Genomic DNA, 21,987 nt, shown 5'->3' with positions numbered 1-21,987 from the left:
GCTTACCCCCGCACCCGCTGCATCAGACAGAATTGGGCCGCGCCGAGGGTCACTGTACCCGCCCCTACGACGCTGCCCAATTCCTCCCCGATAACCTGCCATTCGCCGTCCGGCAGAGTGACCCTTGCTGGTTCTGTCTCCAGATTGAACGCGCAGAACACCTGTTCGGTGCCATTCTCGCGCAGGAACGACAGGATTGGGCCCGACTGTTTCATATCGATCTGCCGACCGGACATCAGCGCAGAATGCGCATGACGCAGCGCGATGGCGCGGCGATAGTGGTGCAACATCGAGTTGGCCTCCTGTTCCAATCGGTCAACAGCTTGGTCAGCCTGAGTCTGGCTAACCGGTAGCCAGGGGGTTCCTGAAGTGAAACCGGATTGTTCGTCCTGCGCGGCCCAGACCATAGGCGTGCGGCAACCATCGCGCCCTTTGAATTCCGGCCAGAATTCAATGCCATAGGGGTCTTGCAGGAGCTCAAAGGGAACATCCGCTTCGGGCAGGCCCAGTTCCTCGCCTTGATACAGGCAAGCTGATCCGCGAAGGCACATCATCAGAACTGCGTGCTGACGGAGCGCCGCGTCGTCCAACTCCCACCGGGACGCGTGACGCTGAACGTCGTGGTTCGAGAATGCCCAGCATGGCCACGCGTCGCCCGCCTTCTCTTCCAGTTGGTCGAACACTTGCTTGGCGTAAGTCGCTGTCAAAACGCGCTTTTCCAGGAACTCAAACGCATAACACATGTGCATGCGCTTATCGCCGCTGGTGTATTCGCCCATGATCTCGAGTCCGCGCTGTGCGTCACCGACCTCGCCCAAACAGGCGCGGCCCTCATACTCGTCGGTCAGCGCGCGTAACCGCTCAAGGAAGGCAATGTTCTCGGGCTGGCTCTTGGAATAGAGGTGATCCTGATGATTATACGGGTTCACCATCGGCGCGATTGAAGCATTGCGCTGATCCATGGGCAGGCCAGGATTGTCACGCAGTTGCTTGTCGTGGAAATAGAAGTTGATGGTATCCAATCGGAACCCATCGACGCCGAGATCTAACCAGAACCGCGCCACATCCAACAAGGCATCCTGCACATCCGCGCAATGAAAATTCAGGTCCGGTTGCGACGTGAGGAAGTTGTGCAGGTAATACTGCAGGCGGCGAGAATCCCACTGCCAAGCCGAACCGCCAAAGATCGACAGCCAGTTGTTCGGCGGCGTGCCGTCGGGCTTGGGATCAGCCCAGACGTACCAGTCGGACTTGTCATTCTCGCGATTGGACCGGCTTTCTTTGAACCATGGGTGCTGATCCGATGTGTGCGACAGCACCAGATCGATCATCACCTTCAGACCGTGCACATGCGCGCGATCCAGAAGTTCTTTAAAGTCCTTCATGGTCCCGAACATCGGATCGACATCGCGATAGTCGCTGACATCATACCCGAAATCCTTCATCGGCGACTTAAAGAACGGAGAAATCCAGATGGCGTCAACGCCCAGCGAAGCGATGTATTCCAAGCGCTGGGTGATACCTTTCAAGTCTCCGATTCCATCACCATTGCTGTCCTGAAAGCTGCGCGGATAGATCTGATAGATGACCCCGCCACGCCACCAGTCGGACGATGCTTTGGTTGCTTTGTTGAGTTCCACGGTGTTCTGCACGTTCATCAGACGCCTCTATTTGACGGACCCGGCCAACAGGCCACGGACCAGGTATTTTTGCATTGCGAAGAAGACAGCCAGCGGTACGGCGATTGAAACAAATGCCGCCGTGGCGAGGATTTCCCAGTTGCCGCCGCGTGTGCCCAATAGCTCGACGATGCGGTTGGTCATAACGGTAGTTTGGCCCGACGCGTCGATCAGGAAGACCTTAGCGACCAACAAGTCATTCCACGTCCAGAGGAACTGGAAGATTGCGAATGACGCCAGCGCCGGGAAGCTGAGCGGCAGGATCAGCTTGGTAAAGATTTGGAATTCGGTCGCGCCATCAACCCGTGCGTTTTCGATCAGGTCTCGAGGCAGCCCGGCCATGTAGTTGCGCAACAGGTAGATCGCCAGAGGCATGCCGAAACCAGTATGGGCCAGCCAGACCCCCAGATAACCTTTACCAATGCCAATATTGAGGTGGAATTTCAAAAGCGGGATCAGGGCCAACTGCAGTGGGACGACCAGCAAACCCACGACGGCAGCAATAAGCAGCGCTCGTCCGGGGAAATCCATCCACGCCAAGGCATATGCCGCAAAAGCTGCAACGAGGATCGGGATAATGGTGGCCGGAATTGTTACGGTCAGCGTATTGAAGAACGCCCGCCCCATGCTGTCGGTGCTGTCCTCGGCCAGCAAGACCTTATGGTAATTGTCCAAGGTGAACTCAGGGGGCAATTCGGCCGTTACGAAGACACGTGACCCGCGGCTGCCCGTGAACTCCTCCAAGTTCTGCATCCGGTAGTTGCCTTTGGCATCGACCGTGATTGTCCCACCTTTGCGCAATTCTGCAGTATCTCCGGGGGCGAATGCATCAACGGCCCTGGAGCTGACACCCCATTTTGAAATCGCGGCTTTGGTTTCGTCGCCAAATAGGTTGCCCTCGATCACGTACATTCCGTTTTCCAGCACCTGCGTGTCAGGTGCCGCGCTGCGCAGAGTCAGGTTCTGCTCGGACGGAAACAGCGACCGCCACCAACCGCTGGTCGCAATCTGGTCAGCCGTGCGGAAGGATGAGATCAGCAGCCCAAGAGTTGGCACGACCCACAGAACCACCAGGAAGATGACCGAGGCGTGAACTACCCATCTGAGGGCAGGTTTGGTTCCAGCAATATCGTTCACGGCCTACTCCATCTCTTTGCGCGCATTGCGCACGTTCCAAACGAGGATCGGAGCGACCAGCAACATGATCACCATGGCCGAGGCTGAGCCCACGCCCCAGTCATTGGCCCGAAACAGCTTGTCATACATGTAGTTGGCCAAAACCTGCGTCTCCCACTGGCCGTTGGTCATGGCGAAGACGATGTCGAAGACCTTCAGAACGGTAATCGTGATCGTGGTCCATACGACCAGTATTGTTGTCTTGATCTGAGGCACTTTGATCCGGAAAAAGATCTGAAACGGGTTGGCGCCATCCAGAATGGCCGCTTCGACGGTCTCCTCGGGGATGCCACGCAGGGCAGCTGACAGAATGACCATGGCAAACCCGGTTTGAATCCAGATCAGGACAACCATCAGGAAGAAACTGTTCCAGAAAGGGATCGTCAGCCAGGTCTGCGGCTCGGTCCCGCCGAAAAACAGGTACAGCGCGTTGAGCATGCCGATCTGATCCTGCTCGGCCGGGCGGGTGTCGTAGACCAGTTTCCAGATGACCGAGGCCCCCACGAACGAGATCGCCATGGGCATAAAGATCAGAGACTTGGCGATGTTCCCCCAACGGATGCGGTCAGTCAGTTGCGCTACAAGCAGGCCAAAGGCTGTCGACATGGCGGGCACGACGATCAGCCAGAACATATTGTTGCGCATCGCTTCCCAAAACTTGGGTTCGTTGGCCATCTGGACATAGTTGTCCAAGCCAACCCATTCGTACCCACCGCCCGGGACCCGATCCGTCAGCGAAAGGCGCAGCGTTTCGACGACCGGATAGGCCAGATACAGCCCCAACGCAGCCAACGCCGGAAACAGGAACAACCAAGGCCGGATCATGTTCGCGCGGTTGATGTTACGGCCAGCGTTCGGCCCGCGAGGCGGGAACAGAACTTTGTCCAGAAACTGATTGGATAGGTAGAAATAGCCCACGCAACCTGACACGCCGATGGCGATGGTCAGCAGGCCCTGAAATGCCGGATGCATGCCGCTCTCCCTTGCGACGGAGGGGTCAGGCGGCCCGCTTTTGCGGGTCGCCCGGTTTCAATCGATTAGTCCAATGCGTCCCAGGAAGACTGGATTTCATCGGCAACCTCTTGCGCCGGAGTACCCCCGGTATAGTCGACCATTCCCGTCCAGAACGTGCCCGCGCCCACACCACCTGGCATCAGGTCGGACCCGTCAAACCGGAAGGTTGTCGCCCCCAGAAGAATGTCGTTCATCTTCTTCAAAGTCGGGTCTGAGAACACCGAGGTATCGACGCCCTTATGCGGTGTCAGGAAGCCGGTCAGCGCCATCCATGTTTCGTGCGCCTCTGGCGTTTGCAGGTATTCGATCAACGCATGCGCGCCGGGGCTGTCGTTTGTGATCGCCCAAACCGTACCGGCACCCAGTACAGGGCTGCCAAGGTCCTTGCTTTCGTACGCCGGGAAATAGAAGAAATCAGCATCCTCACCTACAACCGTGCCTTCCGGGAAGAAGGCCGGAATGAACGAGGCCTGGCGGTGCATGTAACACTGCGGAGGCGAGCTGAACATGCCCTTCGGGCTGTCGCGGAAATCTGTTGTGGCAACTGCACCGGCACCACCGGCCACATAGTCATCATTGCGGGCAAACGCGCCGAATTCTTCGATCGCAGCAACAACCTTCGGATCGTTGAACTTCAGCTCGTTTGCGACCCAGGCATCATAATCCTCAGGCGATTGTGTGCGCAGCATCATGTCCTCGACCCAGTCGGTCGCCGGCCAGCCAGTCGCGCCACCGGAGCCCAAACCGATGCACCACGGCGTTTCGCCATCGGCCACGATCTGGTCTGTCAGCGCCTTCAGTTCCTCCATCGTGGTGGGGACTTCGTACCCGGCATCTTCAAAGTTCTCGGGCACAAACCAGACAAGCGACTTCACGTCGACCTTGTAGAAAAAGCCATACAGATGATCCTGGCCGCCAGGACCCGCATAGGTCCCCAGATCAACCCACGACTGCCCGGCGGCATAGTTGTCACGAATCCAGTCTGCAGTCCCATCGCCAAGCGGTGTCAGAAACCCCGCCTTGGCCATATCCGAAGCCAAGCCGGGCTGGGGGAACACTGCTACATTGGGCGCCGACCCTGCCTCGGCATCGATTCTGATTTGCTGTTCGAAGCTATCCGATCCGACATAGGCGTATTCGTGCCCGGTTGCGGCGGCAAAGCCATCCAGCACCTTTTCGACATTCTCCTGATCAGGCCCCAGCCATGGGCCGAACACGGTAACCTTGTCGGCCTGCGCCGCGCCCGCCATCAGGGCGAACGTCGCCGCTCCTGCATAAAGCGAGTGTTTCATGAAGCTTCCTCCCAACATTACTAAGCGCCTGCAAGACTCATTTTCAAAGCGCTTTGGATGTTGAGCTTTATCCGCTAACATTCAAAATATGTCAATAATCTGTTTACTGCGCCCCAAAATATTAATATTGAAACCCAATCAGGGAAAAACGTGTCTAAGGGTGAAAACCGCCCGCAATACACGAAACAGAAAAAATTGAAGGCGCTTTGAATCGACGATGAACCTAAAGCAGCTCTCAGAAATTCTCGGCCTGTCCCAGACCACGGTCAGCCGCGCGCTGAATGGCTATCCCGAGGTAAATGAGGACACGCGCATTCGTGTTCAGGCCGCCGCAGCCAAACACGGATACCGTCCGAACAGCCGAGCCAAGGGCTTGGCGACTGGACGATCCATGGTAATTGGTCACGTGATCCCAAGTTCGTCACAGCATGAAATGGTGAACCCGATCTTCGGGGATTTCGTCGCCGGTGCCGCCCGCAAGTATGGAGATCATGGCTATGACATGATGTTCACCAACGCCGACGACACCTCGATCGAGGAGGCATATCGCAGCCTGTTTCAACGCGGCGCGGTCGATGGGGTGGTTCTGCAAGGCCCAAAGGTCAACGAACACAGAATCGAGGTCTTGAACCGGATGGGTGTGCCGTTCATCGTACACGGCAGATCAACTGGCGTGGACGTGCCCTATGATTGGATTGACGTGAACAATAAAAGCTCATTCCTGCGCGCGACCCGGTTTCTGATCGATCTTGGACATCGCCGCATCGCGCTGATCAACGGGCTTGAGGATATGGATTTCGCCCAACGCCGACGTGCAGGGTATCTTGAGGCGCTAGATGATGCCGGCCTGTCCCCCGACCCCGATCTGATGCGCAGCGCCGAGATGACCGAGGTCTATGGGCATCACGAAACGCGCGACATGCTGCGTCTGGATGAACCGCCAACCGCCATTCTGACGTCATCGATGATTTCTGCCATTGGCGTGCGGCGCGCGCTAAACGAGGCGGGGTTGGAAATGGGAAAAGATGTCTCGGTCATTGCCCATGATGACGACCTCTCATACCTCAAGAACGGTCAGGATGTGCCGATTTTCACGGCCACCCGATCCTCGGTTCGTCAGGCCGGTGAAATGGCGGCAGAGATGTTGATCGAGCGCATCAAATCCCCGGAAGATCCCGTAAAAACTAGATTGCTGGAGGCCGAACTGGTAGTTGGCGGCTCGACCGGCCCCGCCCCAAACAGGTTCTGAAAATGAAATACACGCGTTCGGATTTCCCCAAAGACTTCCTCTTTGGCGTTGCAACTTCTGCCTACCAGATCGAAGGACACGCTCAGGGCGGCGCTGGGCAGACCCATTGGGATACATTTGCAGCATCACCCGGCAATGTGGTGCGCAATGAGAATGGCGATCTGGCTTGTGACCATCTACATCGCTATCCGCAGGATTTCGATCTGGTGCGTGATGCCGGTTTCGACTGCTATCGCTTCTCAACCAGTTGGGCGCGCGTGTTGCCCGAAGGGCGTGGTACGGTGAACCAAGCTGGCTTGGACTATTACGATCGCCTGGCCGACGCACTTCTGGAACGCGGCATTCGCCCCTGTGCGACCCTGTACCACTGGGAGCTGCCCTCGCCCCTCGCCGATCTTGGCGGATGGCGAAATCGCGATATCGCACATTGGTTCGCAGATTTCACCGAGATTATAATGGGCCGGGTCGGGGACCGCATGTACAGCGTAGCCCCAATCAATGAACCCTGGTGCGTCAGCTGGCTGAGCCATTTTGAAGGCCATCACGCACCGGGCCTGCGCGACATCCGCGCCACAGCCCGTGCGATGCATCATGTCCTGCTTGCTCATGGTCGTGCCATTGAGGCGATGCGCGGTTTGGGAATGTCCAACTTGGGCGCTGTGTTTAATCTGGAATGGGCTGAACCCGCCGATGACAGCCCCGGCGCACGCAAGGCTGCTGATCTTTATGACGGAATTTATAACCGCTTTTTCCTGAGCGGGGTGTTCAATAAAGCCTATCCGCAAAACGTGCTGGACGGGCTGGAACCTCACCTACCCTCTGGCTGGCAGGACGATTTCGACACCATCGGCACACCCGTCGACTGGTGCGGATTGAACTACTACACCCGCAAACTGATTGCGCCCGATGAAACTGCGTGGCCCAGCCTGAAGGAAATCCCCGGCCCGCTGCCCAAGACCCAGATGGGGTGGGAGATTGAGCCTGACGCCCTGACACGCTTCCTGACACGCACCATGCGCGATCACACTGGCGATCTGCCGATCTTTGTCACCGAAAACGGCATGGCCAGCCCCGAGCGTCAGCAGGATGACGACCGCATCGACTACCTGAACGGACATCTGGCCGCAGTCCAAAACGCAATTGAGCAAGGCGTACCGGTCAAGGGCTATTTCATTTGGTCGTTGCTGGACAATTACGAATGGTCCTTTGGCTATGAAAAGCGGTTCGGGCTGGTCGACGTCGACTTTGATACGCTGGAGCGCACACCCAAGGCGTCGTACAACGCGTTGAAAACCGCTCTGGCCGGAAGTTCCGTTTCTCTGCCGATGGCCCAACCTGCAGGCGCCATGCACGAACATTGGAACCTTGTTGCGGATATTGGCGGAACCAATACCCGTCTGGGTGTTATTTCAAACGGAGAACTGACGGACCTTCGCAAATACCCGACCGGCTCGCTGTCCGAGTTGCTGGACGCCTTTCACAGCCTGCGCGACGAGCTTGGCACCGATCCCCGCGCTGTCGTTGCGGCCGGAGCTGGCCCGGTCAAGGACGGGACGATCCGGTTGACGAATGCGCATCTAGATCTGTCAGAGCGCGACATAGGCAAGGCAACCGGCGCGCAGCATACGTTTGTTATCAACGACTTTACTGCCGCTGCATGGTCCGTCGCCGAAATCACTGGCGACGATGTCGAAGTTCTGCAGGGGGCAGCAACCCCACCCGCTGGAACGCGTCTAGTGGTGGGCCCGGGTACAGGGCTTGGCGTTGGTGCTCTGTTGTATTCGGAAGGGCGATACCACACTGCGTCCGGTGAAGGCGGGCATGTTGGTCTTTCACCTCGCCACGAGGATGAAGTGGAAATCTTCAAAGCCGCTCGCCACGTCGCCCCGGACTGTTTCTTCGACGACAGCCTCGTTTTGGAAGCGGAAATGTTCCTAAGCGGTACCGGCTTGCCAATTCTTTACAAGGCGGCCAGCTTGGCCGCTGGCCAATCTGACGCCCCACTGCGCACCGCCAAGGATATTTTACAGGACGCGCAATCAAAAACTAACCCGGTCGCCGTCAAAGCAGCCCACATGTTCACAACCCATCTTGGGGCATTGATGGGCGATTTAGCCGTTGCATTCATGCCCACAGGCGGTGTCTTTCTTGTAGGCGGAGTGGCCGAAAAGAACCGATGGCTGTTTAAGGATGCGTTCCGGGATGCCTTCAATGCTGGCGGGCGGTTCAGTGAATTGCGCCGCTCAATGAACCTGTATGTGTCCGAACAGGATGAATTTGGCATTGTTGGCGCTAACAATTTCTGCAAAAGTGCGCTCGCGCGGTAAACTGGCCGCCTGACCCCATTACAGAAAGGACCTCGGCATGATCCTGTGCTGCGGTGAAGCCCTGATCGACATGATCGCCGAACCGACCGCCTCAGGTGCGCAAGGGTTCGTGCCCCACTCGGGAGGCGCGATCTTCAATACCGCTATTGCACTTGGGCGTCTGGGTGCACCGGTCGGGCTATTGACCGGCCTGTCCTCCGACATGTTTGGCCAGCAATTGGCGGAAGCGCTGCAAGACAGTCACGTGGACACAAGCCATATAATCCATTCGGACCGCCCCACGACGCTAGCCTTTGTCCAACTTCAGGATGGGCACGCAACATACAGCTTTGTAGACGAAAACTCGGCTGGCCGAATGCTATTGCCCGAGGACATGCCGACGCAATTGCCCGCCGCTTCGGCCTTGTATTTCGGCGGTATCAGCCTCGCCTGCGAACCCTGTGCAGACGCCTACGCCGCGCTGCTGAATCGCCACGGATCGGATCGGGCAGTTATGTTGGACCCGAATATCCGACCCGGATTCATCAAGGATCAGACCCGATATCGTACCCGGCTGAATAGTATGATTGCACAGTCCGATATCGTGAAGGTTTCAGATGAGGATCTGGACTGGATCATCCCAGGGCCTGAAACTCTGGCAGAAAAGGTTCCTTTGCTGCTGCAGGCAGGACCTGCAGTGGTAATCGTCACCCGTGGTCGCGAGGGTGCTGTCGGCTATCTGGCGGACAGTTCAGAAACCTCGGTGCCAGTTCAGGCAGTCGAAGTGGCTGACACGGTCGGTGCCGGGGACACTTTCAACGCCGGAGTTCTGGCCGAGCTGGACCGGTTGGGCCGGCTGTCCAAAACCGAACTAAGAGCACTGAGCACAGGCGACTTGCGGGCCGCCCTTTTGAAAGGTGCAAAAGTGGCTGCCATCACCGTCTCCCGCGCTGGGGCGAACCCGCCCTGGGCGCATGAACTTTGACCCCACGAGGGACGCAGATGAAAAGATCAGAAATCAACGAAATTAAGTCTGAAGCACAGGCTTTCATCCACTCATTCGGGGCGGTTCTGCCGCCCTTTGCGACCTGGTCACCCGAACAGATGCGCAGCTCTCAGGCACAGGACATCCGTAGTCGCGGTCTTGGTTGGGACATCACCGACTACGGTCAGGGCCGTTTTGATGAGCTAGGTTTGTTTCTCTTTACGCTTCGCAATGGCGACGTTCAGGACCTGAACAAAGGCCGGGGGATGCTCTACGCAGAAAAGCTACTGGCTTCGCGGGAAAAGCAACTGTCTCCTATGCATCGCCACATCGTCAAAGCTGAAGACATCATCAACCGGGGTGGCGGCGATCTGGTGATGGAAATTTATGCCTCGGACCCCGATGGCGGGATCGACCGTGACAACCCGGTGGTGGTTCCCAGCGATAGCTGTCCAGTCACAATTCAGCCCGGCGAATTGCTGCGTTTGAAGCCCGGCCAAAGCGTAACGTTGATGCCCGGCATTTGGCACGCGTTCTGGGCGGAAAAAGGCGATTGCCTGATTGGCGAGGTCTCAACCGTGAACGACGACCGAACTGACAACGTGTTCGAGGACCCCATCCCGCGCTTTGCAACCATAGAAGAAGACGCAGAGCCGGACTTCCTGCTGGTATCCGACTACTAAAAAGCAGTCTGTGAGTCCCGCGGGGCACGAAATAGGGGTCGATCAGAATCGTCTCGCTTTGTTTCGCGGGGTTTGCCAACCGTCGTTCCAACAGCCAGATGAAACGCTCGACCGTGTCATCGGTCGGATTGCAAACGGTCGACAGATCAAAGGTCGGCCATCCCGCGATGTTAATGTCGTCGAACCGCACAGTTGACAACGCCTCCAAGACCGCATCTTCGTTCTAAACGCTGGCCGCATCGAACAGGTCGGCACCCCCTCCGAAATTTATCACAACCCGGCTTCAACTTTCGTTGCCTCGTTCATGGGTGCCCCGCCGATGAACCTGATCGAGACGGAAATGGGTCAGGGGCAGGTCCGGATCAACGGCTATGGCGGGCCGTTGTCTGTGCAAGAGGCTTACTCTGGGGCGGTCACGATGGGTATTCGCCCTGAGGATGTTGTGCTGGACGATCACGGCAGTGTCACATTCCGCGTTGACATCCTTGAAGAACTTGGTGCCCACCGCCTGTTGCACGGGGTGACTGCTGATCAACCCTTCACTGTTTTGGTGGGTAAGGACCACGCAGCGAAAATCGGCGAAACACGCATCAGCCTGAAGCCAAACGCGCTGCGGCTTTTTGATAAGGCGACGGGGCAAAGACTGTGATTACCCAGACCTTTGCGGACCTGCCAGCGGTCACGGACGAACAGAGAGCGAGTATCCTCTCGGCCCTTCGCACGGCCGGAGCTCATAGGGCATTGTTGTCCGCCCTGCCTGCTATGAACGCAGTGCAACTGGGTGGCGTGGCACAGTCTGCACTTTTGCCTGCAGAGTTCACAGTTGCCGCTTGGAACGTTGAGCGCTGTCTGTTTCCCGAAGCAACGGTAGACCATTTGGTTCTGTTGCAAACTTATTAGATGGCAGAGCATCAGTGGAATTGGTGAGCGGTTTACCCCGCAAGTTGGGCGAACTGCTGAAACGGATGGAGTTCGAGAGTGAATTGACCTTTGCGGATCATGTTGACCAGTTCTATGTCCGCCAGGATAGATGCGGCTTAAGTTAAAGATTTGAATCCCGGCATGGGTCTGATCCTTCGTTTGATGAACCGGTGATCATTGTTCAATGATGTTATTGAGGTATTTCCGCATGACCATTTCGATTGGGATCGGACGGCCGTAGCATATGAGCATCTTGTTGATCGCCTTGATGCCAGCTGTATTGGCGCCACTTTTGTCGATGACGATCTTGCGCGGTAGACCGTTCACGTCAAACGCGCGAGCGAAGAACTTCGTCGCTGCGGCTTTATTCCGGCGCTCGGACAACATGAGTTCAAGTGTCTTGCCGTGTTTGTCGATCGCTCGGTCAAGATAAACCCACTCGCCCTTCACTTTCACATATGTCTCATCCATGCGCCAAGAACAGTCTGCGGGGCGCATTCTATACCGCGCTGCTTCAGCAATGAGGCCTCCATTTCGGCTGACCCAGCGGTTTAGCGTTGCATGATCCAGATCAACGCCCACGTTCCGCCATGATTTCTTCCAGATCCCGGTATGACACGCCGTAGCGCAGGTAGAAAAAACCGCATGCAAGATCACGTCTTTCAGAAAATGCGTGCCCTTACATGAGATCGCCACGGTTTGCTCCGGTTATGTCCCAGCACGCGTTAACAGAATTGCGTTCGGTCTGGCAGGTGAGGCAGAGTTTGCGACAGAACCTGCCCAAAGTCATTGGCGGGCAGTTCAACGTGCTTCCCGTGGATATCTACAAATAGGTGATCGGCCAGCAAAACTTTGCAACAGAACAATCAGAAACATAAGCACTGTGCTGCCGATCAGCATACCAAGTGCGTTCACAAGTGGTCGTTGGCCCGAAAGGGCAGTTCTGCCCCAGACACCGGCAAAAGCATAGGACAGCGCCGCCCCAAGGATTGCCAGTTGTGCCAGATTACTCGGATTAAACTCAGTCAATGCGCTTGGCCCCATAATGGAGGCCACACCTAGTATACCTAAGCCGAGCACCCGGCACGTCCGCCGCTCGGACGTCGCGAGCTTCTGGCGTGTATGGATGACGGCCTGACGGAGCTTCTCCGTGGTCAGGCCCCGGGCTTAAGGTGGTTAAGGCTTTCCTTGAAAACGAGCTTGTCCAGTTCGAGTTCGGTGAAGATCTTCTTCAACCGCGCGTTCTCTTTCTCCGGGCTATTCAGCTGCGGCACGCTGAGGCCACATCCGATCCAGCACTCAGCTTCAACTCGATTCCACGCAGCAACTTCAAGATGTCTTCGTCCGAGTGTCGCTTCCTCGCCATGAAAGACCCCCTGCTGCAGCCAGTGTAGTGGCCCAGTTCTACGGGGAAGGACAGAAATGGTTGCGCTCAACTCTAGCCTTGTAGTACTGTGTTCCTATTAGTGTGCTCGGAGTGGGGCATCATAAATATTTGTGCGTATTGGTACGCGGCGACGAGATTTGTGGTGCATTTCGCTTTGGATTGTAATGGTGGGATAGTTTTTAACCGGGCTTTGCCCGAGGATCCTTTTCAACAGTCTCCGATAGGTGTTCCCTCCGGGCTTACTTTCAGTGGTCGTATTCTGCTGCGGCGATTGGAAGAAATTTCGGTAACTAGTAACTGGGGGAACGAATGGAAGACGTCGTCAACTCTGCCACATACACATCACCGATTGGGGGCTCATCGAAGCGCGCCTTTGATGTCGTCTTTTCGACAATGGCCATCATTGCGTTCTTACCCCTGTTTCTCTTGGTGATTGTACTCGTGAAGCTTTTCGCGCCTGGCCCCGTATTCTTCAAGCAGGAGCGCATTGGTTTTAATGGGAAAAGGTTTCAATGCATCAAATTTAGAACAATGGTGGTCGATGCGGAGAGAGCGCTAGAAGAGCTTCTCAAGTCTGACCCGGAAATCCGAAAAGAGTATAACCGCAGCCGAAAAATCAAGAATGATCCAAGAATCATTCCGTTCATTGGAAGTTTTCTCCGAAAGTCCAGCCTCGACGAACTGCCGCAATTTATCAATGTGCTCCGGGGCGACATGAGTATCGTAGGACCTCGTCCGATACAGAGTGGCGAAATGTCATACTATGGAAGACAGTTGCATAGCTACCTGCGCGCTTGCCCCGGAATAACTGGAGTTTGGCAAACGCATGGCAGAAGTGGAATCGGATACGAAGAACGGGTTCAAATGGACTCTGAGTATGTTGGAAACTGGACATTTATGCGCGACATTTGGCTGGTTTTCAAAACAGTTCATGTTGTTCTCGTCCAACGAGGATCGTGCTGACGCTTTGACCAATAGGATTAGAAATAGAGGCCATGCATACTATATGGAGTAGTTCTAACTGCCCCCGGATCGAATGAAACTGCCGTTACACAGGATCCGTCGATATTCGGACGGATAACCAAAAAATCAGTGGCCTGATTTCAGTGTGCAACGTCAATGCAACGAGGGAATTTGAAGGGAGAGTTCAGCACTCATTCGTATTGGATTTAGGAAAATAGGACCGGCGCGCGGTGGTCCAGACACCTGAGGCCAATCAAACCTCAGTGTGTCTGGACTATCAATACATTATGTTACTTAAACCCTTGAAGACAGTTAGAGTAGGAAAAATTCCGACTCAGTCTGGTACTCTTCAAGAGTAACACCGTCCAAATGCAGACTGCTATCGTCAACAAATCTCAATAGCAACCCATTGTCCGTCTGGATAGCGCTCGTTGGATCAGATTCCAGCGCGAGGAGGTCCTTCCCGATTCGGAAATCGGTTATTATATCGTTTCCGCTCGCAGGGCCTATGTGGAATACGTCACGCCCTCCTCCACCGGTCATTGTGTCGTCTCCTTCACCACCCCATAGCTCGTCAGACCCCATCCCGCCGAACAAGAAATCGTTGCCAGCATCTCCGTGCAGCAGATCTCCTCCACGGCCCCCTTGAATCACGTCTGAACCTTCGCCACCGTTGAGCGTGTCATTGCCAGCATCGCCCGAAAGAGTGTCGGCGCCTTCTCCACCGTTAAGGACATCGTGGCCTGATCCGCCACGAAGGTCATCATCTCCGCGCCCGCCGTTGAGGTCGTCGAACCCCCCGCCGCCTTCTATCAGGTCATTGCCGTCTCCGCCAAAAATGACATCGGCACGATCATAGCCAAAAATGTTATCGTCGCCGATTGTTCCAGAAATGGTCTCGGCGCTTGAGGTGCCGTGAATGGTCATTCCTGCTTCGCCGCTCGGCTCGGTCACCGGGTCGGGATTGTCTTCAACTTCTTCTTCTGCGGGTGGTACAACGGTCTCGTCCTCAGGTGGCGGCGACACGGTCTCGCCCTCGGACGGCGGCGACACGGTTTCGCTCTCGGACGGCGGCGACACTGGTTCGCTCTCGGGCGGCGGCGACACAGGTTCGCTCGGCGCATCTTCGACCTGACCCGGTTGCGAGAGCGAAGCTCCAGCTCCCTCCACGCCACTACCTTCAACCAGAGCGAGGTCGGCGAGCGTGGCGTCTGCCCCCAGATTCAGCCCCGGGAACAAGTCATAGGCGTAGGTGCTTGAGCTTTCTTGCCGATATTCCAGCATCACGTTCTGCTCTTGATCAACATCGTTGACCCTTACGGTTCTCGCAATATTGTCGAACGTCTCGACATTTATGGAGTTGTCGGCTCGGATGGTGGGGGTTTGGGAGAGAACGCGACCATCCTCGAACTCTACGAAGGCGTCCTGGTTCCAAAGCAAGGTATTGTTCGATATCACAGCACCATCGGTTCCGTTGACCCGTATACCATTCCACATCCCGGAATAAATCACGTTATCAGATACTTCAATGTTCTGATAATAATCACCAATTCCGCGCTTGGAAAATGCTTCATTATTGATGAAAATTCCCTGCGCCGCCGTCCCGTCGCCCGTATGCATCGTGTTAGATATGATACGGAGATCGCTGGTTATTGTCTCCGTCGAGTTGACAGACCAGACCTGAATGAAATCAGAGTGGTTCACAGAATGGGGAGATCCGTAGTAATCATAGAAGTTGTTGTTCATGATATCTACGCGCTGAACCCCTTCCATCCGGATTCCATCGCCCTGAAATTCGTACCACTCGTTGTTGTTGATCTGCACATCACTTGTTTCATACATGGTGATGCCCTGAAAGAAACCGTGAAACTCATTGTTCTCGAGAGTCAGGCCAGAAGTATCGCGGACGATCCCGATGTCAGCGCCCTGAGCCGATGTGCCCACCAAATCTTCGGTCAGTGTTTGAGTGGCATCTGACGCAAATTCAGAGTTTCGAATAGTGATGTTCGTGCTGGCTTCAATGTTGAGCATGCGGCCCGCATCTCGTGAAACCAAGACGCCGTCAATCTCCAGATTGCTCACGTTCTCGAGGTCAATCGACTCTATCACGGCAGGATTGGCCGGGTCTTCCGACACAATCGTGACCGCCTGATCTCCGCCATTGGACAGGTTGATCGAGCCTAGATTAGCGCCAGATGCAACAATGATTGTGCCGCCAGTCGACTGAGAGAGCGTCTCATAAGCAGCAGCGAGTTCGCTCGCATCATAGATGATCACTTCTGGTTCCATGACCTGTTTTCCTTCTCTTTCTGCTTCGATGCTAACTTCGGGACGCTGGCAGCGACCGTTCGCTAGGCCAAGTTAAAGTGGCTAAATTGAAGCCAATGTTTCCGTTTGGGCTTAAATCAGCCATGCTATTGTGTCTTTTATGTGGATCATTGTCCCTGTCCGAGAAACATACCGTCCAGATCCAGTCCACAATGAAGATCTAAGCGGTATATAGTTTAGCGCTCTGAGTATTGTCATTAGCGAGGCGATGCGATCGGCGAGATCCCACTTGATGCGACCAATTGTTGGCGGGAATCTGCCGCAGTGCATTGGACGACCGACCACCGGGTCCCGGATGCATCATCTTAATGGAAACCAGTCCAATCATGCACTTACAATCAAATTGGAACTAACAGATCGGGCGGCGCGCCGGGAAAGCCAGCGCAGCACGGCGTGGTCGAAATCTCCAGCGGGCGGATGCGAGAGGAATGCCTGAACGAACGCCTATTCCCATCTGTGTGCCATGCCTGCTGCATGATTACGGCATGGCGCGCCGACTAGAATCACAAAATGCCTGAACGAACGCCAATTCCCATCTCTGCGCCATGCCTGCCGCATGATTGCGGCATGATTGCGGCATGGCGCGAATCACAACCGGCCTCATTCGAACCTCGCCGGCCTGACGCCATACGAATATGCTAACCGGTCAAAGGAAGGCCAAAACCTGAACAGAGCTAACCTATAAACTCGAACTCTCAGGGGAGCAGGTTAAGCATGCTCAATCTTTAGCACCCGTCGGAAGAAACACCTCGTACTTCGTGCCCTTCAAGTGCCTGTGAACCTCGTCATAATTCTCGATCAGAGTTTGAAGGCACCTTGGAGTTACGCGCTTATACTTGGTAGCATACTCGCTTCTATCCAGCTCAAGTATGTCCAATAGTCGGTTTCTCGTTGCTTCTTGCTGAACGCCATCTGCAAGATCGCATTCGTAGGTGATATTCTCGAATTCAATATCTTCCAACCAAGAATTTTCGAATTCTAAATGGCCTTCGCTGCCTTCCATCCACTTAATCAGTTCGTTTGGATCAATATGAAACGGGCGGTGAAAACTCGACTTCGCGTCTGTAGAGTGAAATGCCCTTCGATGTCTAGCGTATAGGTTGGAAACCGCGTGGCGGAGCAAGTCACTGCGCTGCACTCTAAATACTATGACCCTGTTATCGACTATCCATTGGCGCAAGTTACTCTTGTGAGAGTCACGCCAGAGATTCCTTATCTGGTAGCTTAGCAACTTGAATCCGACAACATTTCCACCTGCGCAACCCAAAGCGGCTTCCGCGTATTGTACTGGTCGGATAGGAGGGTACCTCATGATCTCACCGAGACATCTGATGTCAGGGTGACTATCGAGCATATCAACAAGTAGTGTTGAGCCAGATCGCCCACGCCCAAAGATAACAAACTTCTTAGTCGGTCGAGTTCTACCAGAAATAGTGTTACTCACAGCAAGTCGGGCATGTGCACCAATCTCTAGCGCTAAGCCACCAAACGAAGTTTTAAGCGGCTTTGGTATGTATCCCAAAAGTTTCATAGTTTCACGATAGAGGGGAATTGGTACCTGTGATAGCGTAAGTTGATTGTTCTGAAAGCTCAGTAATTGATTGAGTGTCCATTGAACGCGACCTTGAGACATTACGGCCCATTTTATGAGTCAGTAGGACAGGCATATCGTGTTTCCCGCCTAACATACGACTCCCACCCCTGTTCTGGTGTGGCATGTCTGGCAGATGAGGCGCTCCAACTGACGCTGCTTCTGAACTATTTCCTCCGGCTTGTGCCGCATGTTCGCCTTTCTCTGTCCTCACATTCCAAAACATAACAATGGACCAAGTCAGATAGGGTATTCCGTTAAAATTGATTTCTCCTGAACACACCCTTTAAAAAACCAATTGCCCAGCAATTGTGAATAATGGCCAATGCCACTCCAGCTGAAGCTCCATGAAGCTTTCCCAAGGAAACACTGCAGCACACCGATACTGCGATCAATATCGCGAAATAAGTCAGGGGCCAAACCAAGAAAAGAGGATCAATAAAAGATCCTAGAAAGGACGAGACCAGAAGCAAGAAATTTACGACAGGAATGAGTTGTCGAGGTTGCGGCATCATTGAATGCTTCCGTAGGGTCTTGGCCCTCCCCAAACCATAATTATAGTATTGTTTGGCAAGCAGGAAAGGCGTCCTACGAACTATGTAAGTAATTCCGAGACTACTTTCTAACCAGATTACGCCACCCGCTTTCGTCAATCGCAGATCAAATTCCGCATCCTCATTGTGGCTAAAAGTCTCATCGTATCCCCCAATCTCACGAAACCAGCGAATATTAAAGCCAGCATGGTGCCCATGGGAAACCTCTCGAGAAATACTCTTACCTCTGTGGGGAGCGCCGCCGGATCCTAGACGGGTATCAACCACCCATGCCAAGGCCTCTCCGAATCCAGAGTCTCCTTTAGCATCCATCGAAACCACCAACGAAGCAATCCGGTCGCCTGCAAGACCGTCCGCCACTTGGCCCACAAAATCTGGTGGGTAAATGCTATGAGCATCACAACGAACAAGATATTTATGATCCTCCGTTGCATGATCGAAGCAAACCAAGTTTACGGCAGCTGACTGCAAGCGCTGCTCATTCTTTATTATGTGAAGATTCGGATACTGTTCACATAGTTTGGTCAAAATCTCTAGTGTTCTGTCCTCACTGCCGCCATCGGCTACAAACACGCTTGCGTCTTCCATGCGCACCGAACCAGAATATAGGCTTTGCAAGCACTCTTCTATCTTCCTTTCTTCATTGAGCGTCGGGATAACCACAAGGATTTCCCTACCGGATGCGAACAATTGGCGCCGACGGCGAGCGTCGACATCACACCTCCCCACCCTTGAAATCACCTTAGGAATCATACGGTGCCCCAACGCGATAGACGGCTCTGCCCAATGAAACGCCAAAGCTAACCAGTAGCATCAGAGATGCTTCATGTGGCTTATAGAGGGTCGTGCCAAAAAGAGCCTGAACGTAAAGGCACAGTACTAAAACGCAGACCCAAATACCCAGTGGTTCTCCATTCCGAAAGGCATAGAGGAGGCCAAGCTTGAAGGTCTTCAAGCCCATTAAGGCATGAACTATTGGCCCGAATACTCCAAGGGATACCGCGAGTTCAAAAGCCAGGTTATGAAAAGATAGAACCTGATCACCATAAATGTTCTGTAGCGCGCTTACTTCATTCCTATACTCGGCCCCATTCCAGAACCCATTTGCGCCGATTCCCAAAATTGGGTGCTCCTGAATAAGCGCCATTGCATGGCCCCATAGAACAGTTCTTCCCGTCAGGGTACTTTCTTTGTTGACTGAATCGAGTAGTGCGCCCCAGAGGTCAATGCCAAACACTATTGCTGTAATTAAAGCAAGTGAAACTACAATGGAGAAAAATAGCGCCATCAAGGCTCTGGCCAGCTTGCTCCGGAAGAAAATCTGCGTTGATACGACGAGAATGACCCCGCCGATTGACAACAGCAGTCCCGAAGCGGATTGGCTTTTCAATAATAATTGGAAGCCCCCCACAAGAACGGCAGTCAATGCAAGCTTTATGAAGACGTGTCGCGAACTCAGCAGGAACAGGGCCATCGGGCATGCCAGAGCCAACGCCATTGCGGCCTCTCCGTACGAGTTCTTTCCACCGAATGCACCTCTAAAGAGACCATTATCATTCACCGGCGAGAAAAGTAACCCTCCCTGATTGATCCAAGACATAGCAACTCCGAGAACCGAGACTATCAAAAAAGTATAAAACAGCTCAGTAGGCTTGAGTCGCATACCAATAAACAATGCAATCAGAATCGAGAATGTTGCTTGAATTCCAAAGCGGGCCGTGTCTTCCGGGGCAGCTGACCATAACGCGGACACCAAGCAAAGAAGCCCAAAAAGTACATAAACGAGATTGTCAATAACCTCGCCAAGAAACTCAACAAAGTTTGAAACAACTAGTAAAATAAATATTGCATACGCCATCAGCCAAAGTGTCGGATGAAGTCCAAGTGGCGCAAACAATCCAGTAGCAATTAAATACACAAATAGCGCATATGCGACAGTTACCACTTTGGAAAATACGTCCGTCGAACCGATCTGGTTTGGTCCATATTCCGCCGGAAGCATTAGGTATATTTCCGAGGCCGAAAGTAAGGTGAAATACCAAAAACCAGCCCCGCTGCGTGACTTATGTCTGCGATCGCATCTACGTAGCCTGATTTTCGGCTGTCGAGGGTCTGAAGCAGATTGATAGCTGCAGATAGAAAGTAGTAAATGGATTTAAGTGCACACAGCGAAGCTGCACGGAAACTCCGATGAACCCCACTCTGAATTGTGAATTCCGTAGCTCCCTTGCGCCACTCTCTGCGACGTATCCATGAGAGTGTTAAGCGGCTTGTCGGTATATTCTCCGCAACAATTGCTCGATCCGTCCAAAAAATATTACCTCCAGAGGAATGGAATCTAAGGAAGAACTCTTTGTCGCTGCCGCCCGACTGCATTTCCTCGTTGAACTCGAGACCCATTTCCTCAGTAAATTGGACCGAGAACATAACATTGTTGGTCGCAGCCCATGTCCTTTGAGTGCCATATGCGCATTTCATCTCCTGATAGACTTTGGAACTATTTATCCTCGTCTTGGTATCTCCGGCGAACACAGGCACCTGAGGCCCGGCAACAGCATCTACTCCGCCGCGACTCGTTGGAGCCAATAACTCGATAATCCAATAGGGATCTGGGATTGCATCGTCGTCGAAGAAAGCCAACCAATCGAAACCCATTTCCTGCGCATACTTCAATGCAGCATTCCTAGCCTGCGGAATGCCCAACCTCTCCACAGAAATGACATTTGGGTTTCTATAATCGGTAAGGCCTAATTCGCTCGAGCCTATAGTCGGTGATGAGACACCGTTTTGAATGAGAACAAAATAGACTTCTGAACCTTTAGGCATCAATAACGATCGAAGACCATTTAGCAGCCCTTCAAGATCAGCTGCAGCCTTGGACATAGTGAGCACTGCAACAAGGATTTTATTACCTTTAGCCATATACTTACTCAACCATTTACGTGTGTAATCTACATTATTTCTCAGGCGTCGGCAATCAGTACCGTCCACGCAGCAGCTTCAAGATATCTTGGTTCGAATGTCGCTTCCTCGCCATGACTAATCCCCTTCCGGAGCCAGTGTAGTGGCCCAGTTCCCCGAGGGAAGGACACAATTGACAGATTTCGGCCTGCTCTCCTTAGTGACCGCACTTTTTAGTTTCTCTGTTGAGGTCTGACCCTTAGCTGCATCCAAACAACACCTGTCAGATTCTAACATCCTTTGACAGTCGGTGCGCCATCGACATTCGAACTATGCCAAGTTTCATACCTTTCCTGAACTCGAATGATCTGTTAAACTCCGGAACGGTTTCTTCTTTTCAAGTCTGTATCCTTCCTTGGTGAACAGACTAAACCTAAACACTGGACATTTCAGGGGCAGGTCTTTAGGTCAAAACCTAGTCATCGGAACAGGTCTTCGCCACATAGCCATCTTATTTCGGGACGCGCTTCAGAAGCCGTCCAGGCAACAGCGATAACATACTCATTGTGGACTCTTCGGCTCAAACCTTGCCAACTTCCCTTTGACGAAGTCAAATAATACCTCCTCTTTGCAACTTGCCTGATCGTCAAATCTCCATCGAAAGCAAGCAGACCGTCCCCAACCGCCTTTCCACATGCCTCAATCAATGTCCATGAAGTCAAAAAGTCCAGATTGCATTCATTGCCAACACTTAGCGAGATTCTCGCCAAGGATTCCTGTGCCAAGAATGGACTAAGGAGATCCATAGCTTCTTCGATCTGGCAATCTAGCTCCACATCAATTCCTATGGTCGGGACATCGGAGACAGCAACCGCAATCAATCCTCTGCGTCTTGAGGCAGTTATCTGCGGTATTTGCGGGCCATGGACACCCGGGACGCGAATCTCCGGTCGCCCGG

General features: G+C 53.8%; 17 protein-coding genes and 2 pseudogenes. 8 read left to right on the top strand and 11 right to left on the bottom strand.

Annotated features, from left to right (window positions below; translation table 11 throughout):
* Positions 1-2 precede the first annotated feature (2 nt).
* From ACR0J0_RS12645 to ACR0J0_RS12630, 4 genes are all read right to left on the bottom strand, one after another.
* Positions 3-1,658 (bottom strand): alpha-glucosidase, encoded by a 1,656-nt coding sequence (locus ACR0J0_RS12645; RefSeq protein WP_480664452.1) that lies wholly within the window; start codon positions 1,656-1,658, stop codon positions 3-5.
* A gap of 9 nt (positions 1,659-1,667) precedes the next feature.
* The gene (locus ACR0J0_RS12640; RefSeq protein WP_480664450.1) at positions 1,668-2,816 is read right to left on the bottom strand and encodes a carbohydrate ABC transporter permease; all 1,149 of its coding nucleotides are present in this window, start codon (positions 2,814-2,816) and stop codon (positions 1,668-1,670) included.
* 3 nt (positions 2,817-2,819) lie between these two features.
* Positions 2,820-3,827 (bottom strand): carbohydrate ABC transporter permease, encoded by a 1,008-nt coding sequence (locus ACR0J0_RS12635; RefSeq protein ID WP_480664448.1) that lies wholly within the window; start codon positions 3,825-3,827, stop codon positions 2,820-2,822.
* Positions 3,828-3,892: 65 nt separating this feature from the next.
* The gene (locus ACR0J0_RS12630; protein WP_480664446.1) at positions 3,893-5,161 is read right to left on the bottom strand and encodes an ABC transporter substrate-binding protein; all 1,269 of its coding nucleotides are present in this window, start codon (positions 5,159-5,161) and stop codon (positions 3,893-3,895) included.
* Between the two features lie 217 nt (positions 5,162-5,378).
* On the opposite strand from ACR0J0_RS12630, the gene ACR0J0_RS12625 reads away from it, so the two are divergent.
* The 6 genes and pseudogenes from ACR0J0_RS12625 (at position 5,379) to ACR0J0_RS12600 (ending at position 11,033) form a co-directional block, all read left to right on the top strand.
* Positions 5,379-6,410, top strand: coding sequence for a LacI family DNA-binding transcriptional regulator (locus tag ACR0J0_RS12625; RefSeq protein ID WP_480664444.1), 1,032 nt, complete (start codon positions 5,379-5,381; stop codon positions 6,408-6,410).
* A 2-nt stretch (positions 6,411-6,412) separates the two neighbouring features.
* Positions 6,413-7,717 (top strand): annotated as a pseudogene (locus tag ACR0J0_RS12620) (GH1 family beta-glucosidase); the annotation flags it as partial.
* Positions 7,718-7,735: 18 nt separating this feature from the next.
* Positions 7,736-8,737, top strand: coding sequence for a glucokinase (locus tag ACR0J0_RS12615; protein ID WP_480664662.1), 1,002 nt, complete (start codon positions 7,736-7,738; stop codon positions 8,735-8,737).
* A gap of 37 nt (positions 8,738-8,774) precedes the next feature.
* The gene (locus ACR0J0_RS12610) at positions 8,775-9,701 is read left to right on the top strand and encodes a carbohydrate kinase family protein (RefSeq protein WP_480664442.1); all 927 of its coding nucleotides are present in this window, start codon (positions 8,775-8,777) and stop codon (positions 9,699-9,701) included.
* Positions 9,702-9,718: 17 nt separating this feature from the next.
* Positions 9,719-10,384, top strand: a complete 666-nt coding sequence (locus ACR0J0_RS12605; RefSeq protein ID WP_480664441.1) for a D-lyxose/D-mannose family sugar isomerase — start codon at positions 9,719-9,721, stop codon at positions 10,382-10,384.
* Positions 10,385-10,703: 319 nt separating this feature from the next.
* A complete protein-coding gene (locus tag ACR0J0_RS12600; protein ID WP_480664439.1) occupies positions 10,704-11,033 on the top strand; it encodes a TOBE domain-containing protein in 330 nt (109 codons plus the stop codon).
* A 446-nt stretch (positions 11,034-11,479) separates the two neighbouring features.
* Here the strand turns inward: ACR0J0_RS12600 and ACR0J0_RS12595 are convergent, their stop codons facing one another.
* Entirely contained in the window at positions 11,480-11,962 is a 483-nt protein-coding gene (locus ACR0J0_RS12595) for an IS6 family transposase (RefSeq protein WP_480664661.1), read from the bottom strand.
* Between the two features lie 1,039 nt (positions 11,963-13,001).
* Between ACR0J0_RS12595 and ACR0J0_RS12590 the strand changes: the two genes are divergently transcribed.
* Positions 13,002-13,655 carry a sugar transferase gene (locus tag ACR0J0_RS12590; protein ID WP_480664437.1) on the top strand — a complete coding sequence of 218 codons (654 nt, stop codon included), beginning with the start codon at positions 13,002-13,004 and terminating at the stop codon, positions 13,653-13,655.
* 312 nt (positions 13,656-13,967) lie between these two features.
* Here the strand turns inward: ACR0J0_RS12590 and ACR0J0_RS12585 are convergent, their stop codons facing one another.
* The gene (locus ACR0J0_RS12585) at positions 13,968-15,944 is read right to left on the bottom strand and encodes a right-handed parallel beta-helix repeat-containing protein (RefSeq protein WP_480664435.1); all 1,977 of its coding nucleotides are present in this window, start codon (positions 15,942-15,944) and stop codon (positions 13,968-13,970) included.
* A gap of 405 nt (positions 15,945-16,349) precedes the next feature.
* On the opposite strand from ACR0J0_RS12585, the pseudogene ACR0J0_RS12580 reads away from it, so the two are divergent.
* Positions 16,350-16,668, top strand: a pseudogene (locus ACR0J0_RS12580) (integrase core domain-containing protein); the annotation flags it as partial.
* Between the two features lie 33 nt (positions 16,669-16,701).
* Here ACR0J0_RS12580 and ACR0J0_RS12575 read toward each other — a convergent pair.
* From ACR0J0_RS12575 to ACR0J0_RS12555, 5 genes are all read right to left on the bottom strand, one after another.
* Complete coding sequence (locus tag ACR0J0_RS12575; protein ID WP_480664660.1) at positions 16,702-17,514, bottom strand: sulfotransferase; 813 nt, start codon at positions 17,512-17,514, stop codon at positions 16,702-16,704.
* Positions 17,515-17,831: 317 nt separating this feature from the next.
* Entirely contained in the window at positions 17,832-18,791 is a 960-nt protein-coding gene (locus ACR0J0_RS12570; RefSeq protein WP_480664434.1) for a glycosyltransferase family 2 protein, read from the bottom strand.
* 79 nt (positions 18,792-18,870) lie between these two features.
* Positions 18,871-20,130, bottom strand: a complete 1,260-nt coding sequence (locus ACR0J0_RS12565; protein WP_480664432.1) for an O-antigen ligase family protein — start codon at positions 20,128-20,130, stop codon at positions 18,871-18,873.
* On the bottom strand, positions 20,130-21,050 hold the full coding sequence (locus ACR0J0_RS12560; protein ID WP_480664430.1) for a glycosyltransferase family 2 protein: 921 nt from the start codon (positions 21,048-21,050) through the stop codon (positions 20,130-20,132). The genes ACR0J0_RS12565 and ACR0J0_RS12560 overlap by 1 nt, the downstream gene beginning before the upstream one ends.
* Positions 21,051-21,508: 458 nt before the next feature.
* Positions 21,509-21,865 (bottom strand): holo-ACP synthase, encoded by a 357-nt coding sequence (locus ACR0J0_RS12555; RefSeq protein WP_480664659.1) that lies wholly within the window; start codon positions 21,863-21,865, stop codon positions 21,509-21,511.
* Positions 21,866-21,987: the final 122 nt, after the last annotated feature.

The sequence above is a fragment of the Ruegeria sp. BF12 genome, from assembly GCF_056538705.1.
This window is presented reverse-complemented; position numbering and strand designations above follow the sequence as displayed.

What these genes read in the sequence shown, in the direction of transcription:
- ACR0J0_RS12645 (WP_480664452.1), bottom strand. Translation starts at nt 1,658, where the DNA reads ATGAACGTGCAGAACACCGTGGAACTCAACAAAGCAACCAAAGCATCG.
- ACR0J0_RS12635 (WP_480664448.1), bottom strand. Translation starts at nt 3,827, where the DNA reads ATGCATCCGGCATTTCAGGGCCTGCTGACCATCGCCATCGGCGTGTCA.
- ACR0J0_RS12630 (WP_480664446.1), bottom strand. Translation starts at nt 5,161, where the DNA reads ATGAAACACTCGCTTTATGCAGGAGCGGCGACGTTCGCCCTGATGGCG.
- ACR0J0_RS12625 (WP_480664444.1), top strand. Translation starts at nt 5,379, where the DNA reads ATGAACCTAAAGCAGCTCTCAGAAATTCTCGGCCTGTCCCAGACCACG.
- ACR0J0_RS12615 (WP_480664662.1), top strand. Translation starts at nt 7,736, where the DNA reads ATGGCCCAACCTGCAGGCGCCATGCACGAACATTGGAACCTTGTTGCG.
- ACR0J0_RS12610 (WP_480664442.1), top strand. Translation starts at nt 8,775, where the DNA reads ATGATCCTGTGCTGCGGTGAAGCCCTGATCGACATGATCGCCGAACCG.
- ACR0J0_RS12605 (WP_480664441.1), top strand. Translation starts at nt 9,719, where the DNA reads ATGAAAAGATCAGAAATCAACGAAATTAAGTCTGAAGCACAGGCTTTC.
- ACR0J0_RS12600 (WP_480664439.1), top strand. Translation starts at nt 10,704, where the DNA reads ATGAACCTGATCGAGACGGAAATGGGTCAGGGGCAGGTCCGGATCAAC.
- ACR0J0_RS12590 (WP_480664437.1), top strand. Translation starts at nt 13,002, where the DNA reads ATGGAAGACGTCGTCAACTCTGCCACATACACATCACCGATTGGGGGC.
- ACR0J0_RS12585 (WP_480664435.1), bottom strand. Translation starts at nt 15,944, where the DNA reads ATGGAACCAGAAGTGATCATCTATGATGCGAGCGAACTCGCTGCTGCT.
- ACR0J0_RS12575 (WP_480664660.1), bottom strand. Translation starts at nt 17,514, where the DNA reads ATGAAACTTTTGGGATACATACCAAAGCCGCTTAAAACTTCGTTTGGT.
- ACR0J0_RS12565 (WP_480664432.1), bottom strand. Translation starts at nt 20,130, where the DNA reads ATGCTTCCGGCGGAATATGGACCAAACCAGATCGGTTCGACGGACGTA.
- ACR0J0_RS12560 (WP_480664430.1), bottom strand. Translation starts at nt 21,050, where the DNA reads ATGGCTAAAGGTAATAAAATCCTTGTTGCAGTGCTCACTATGTCCAAG.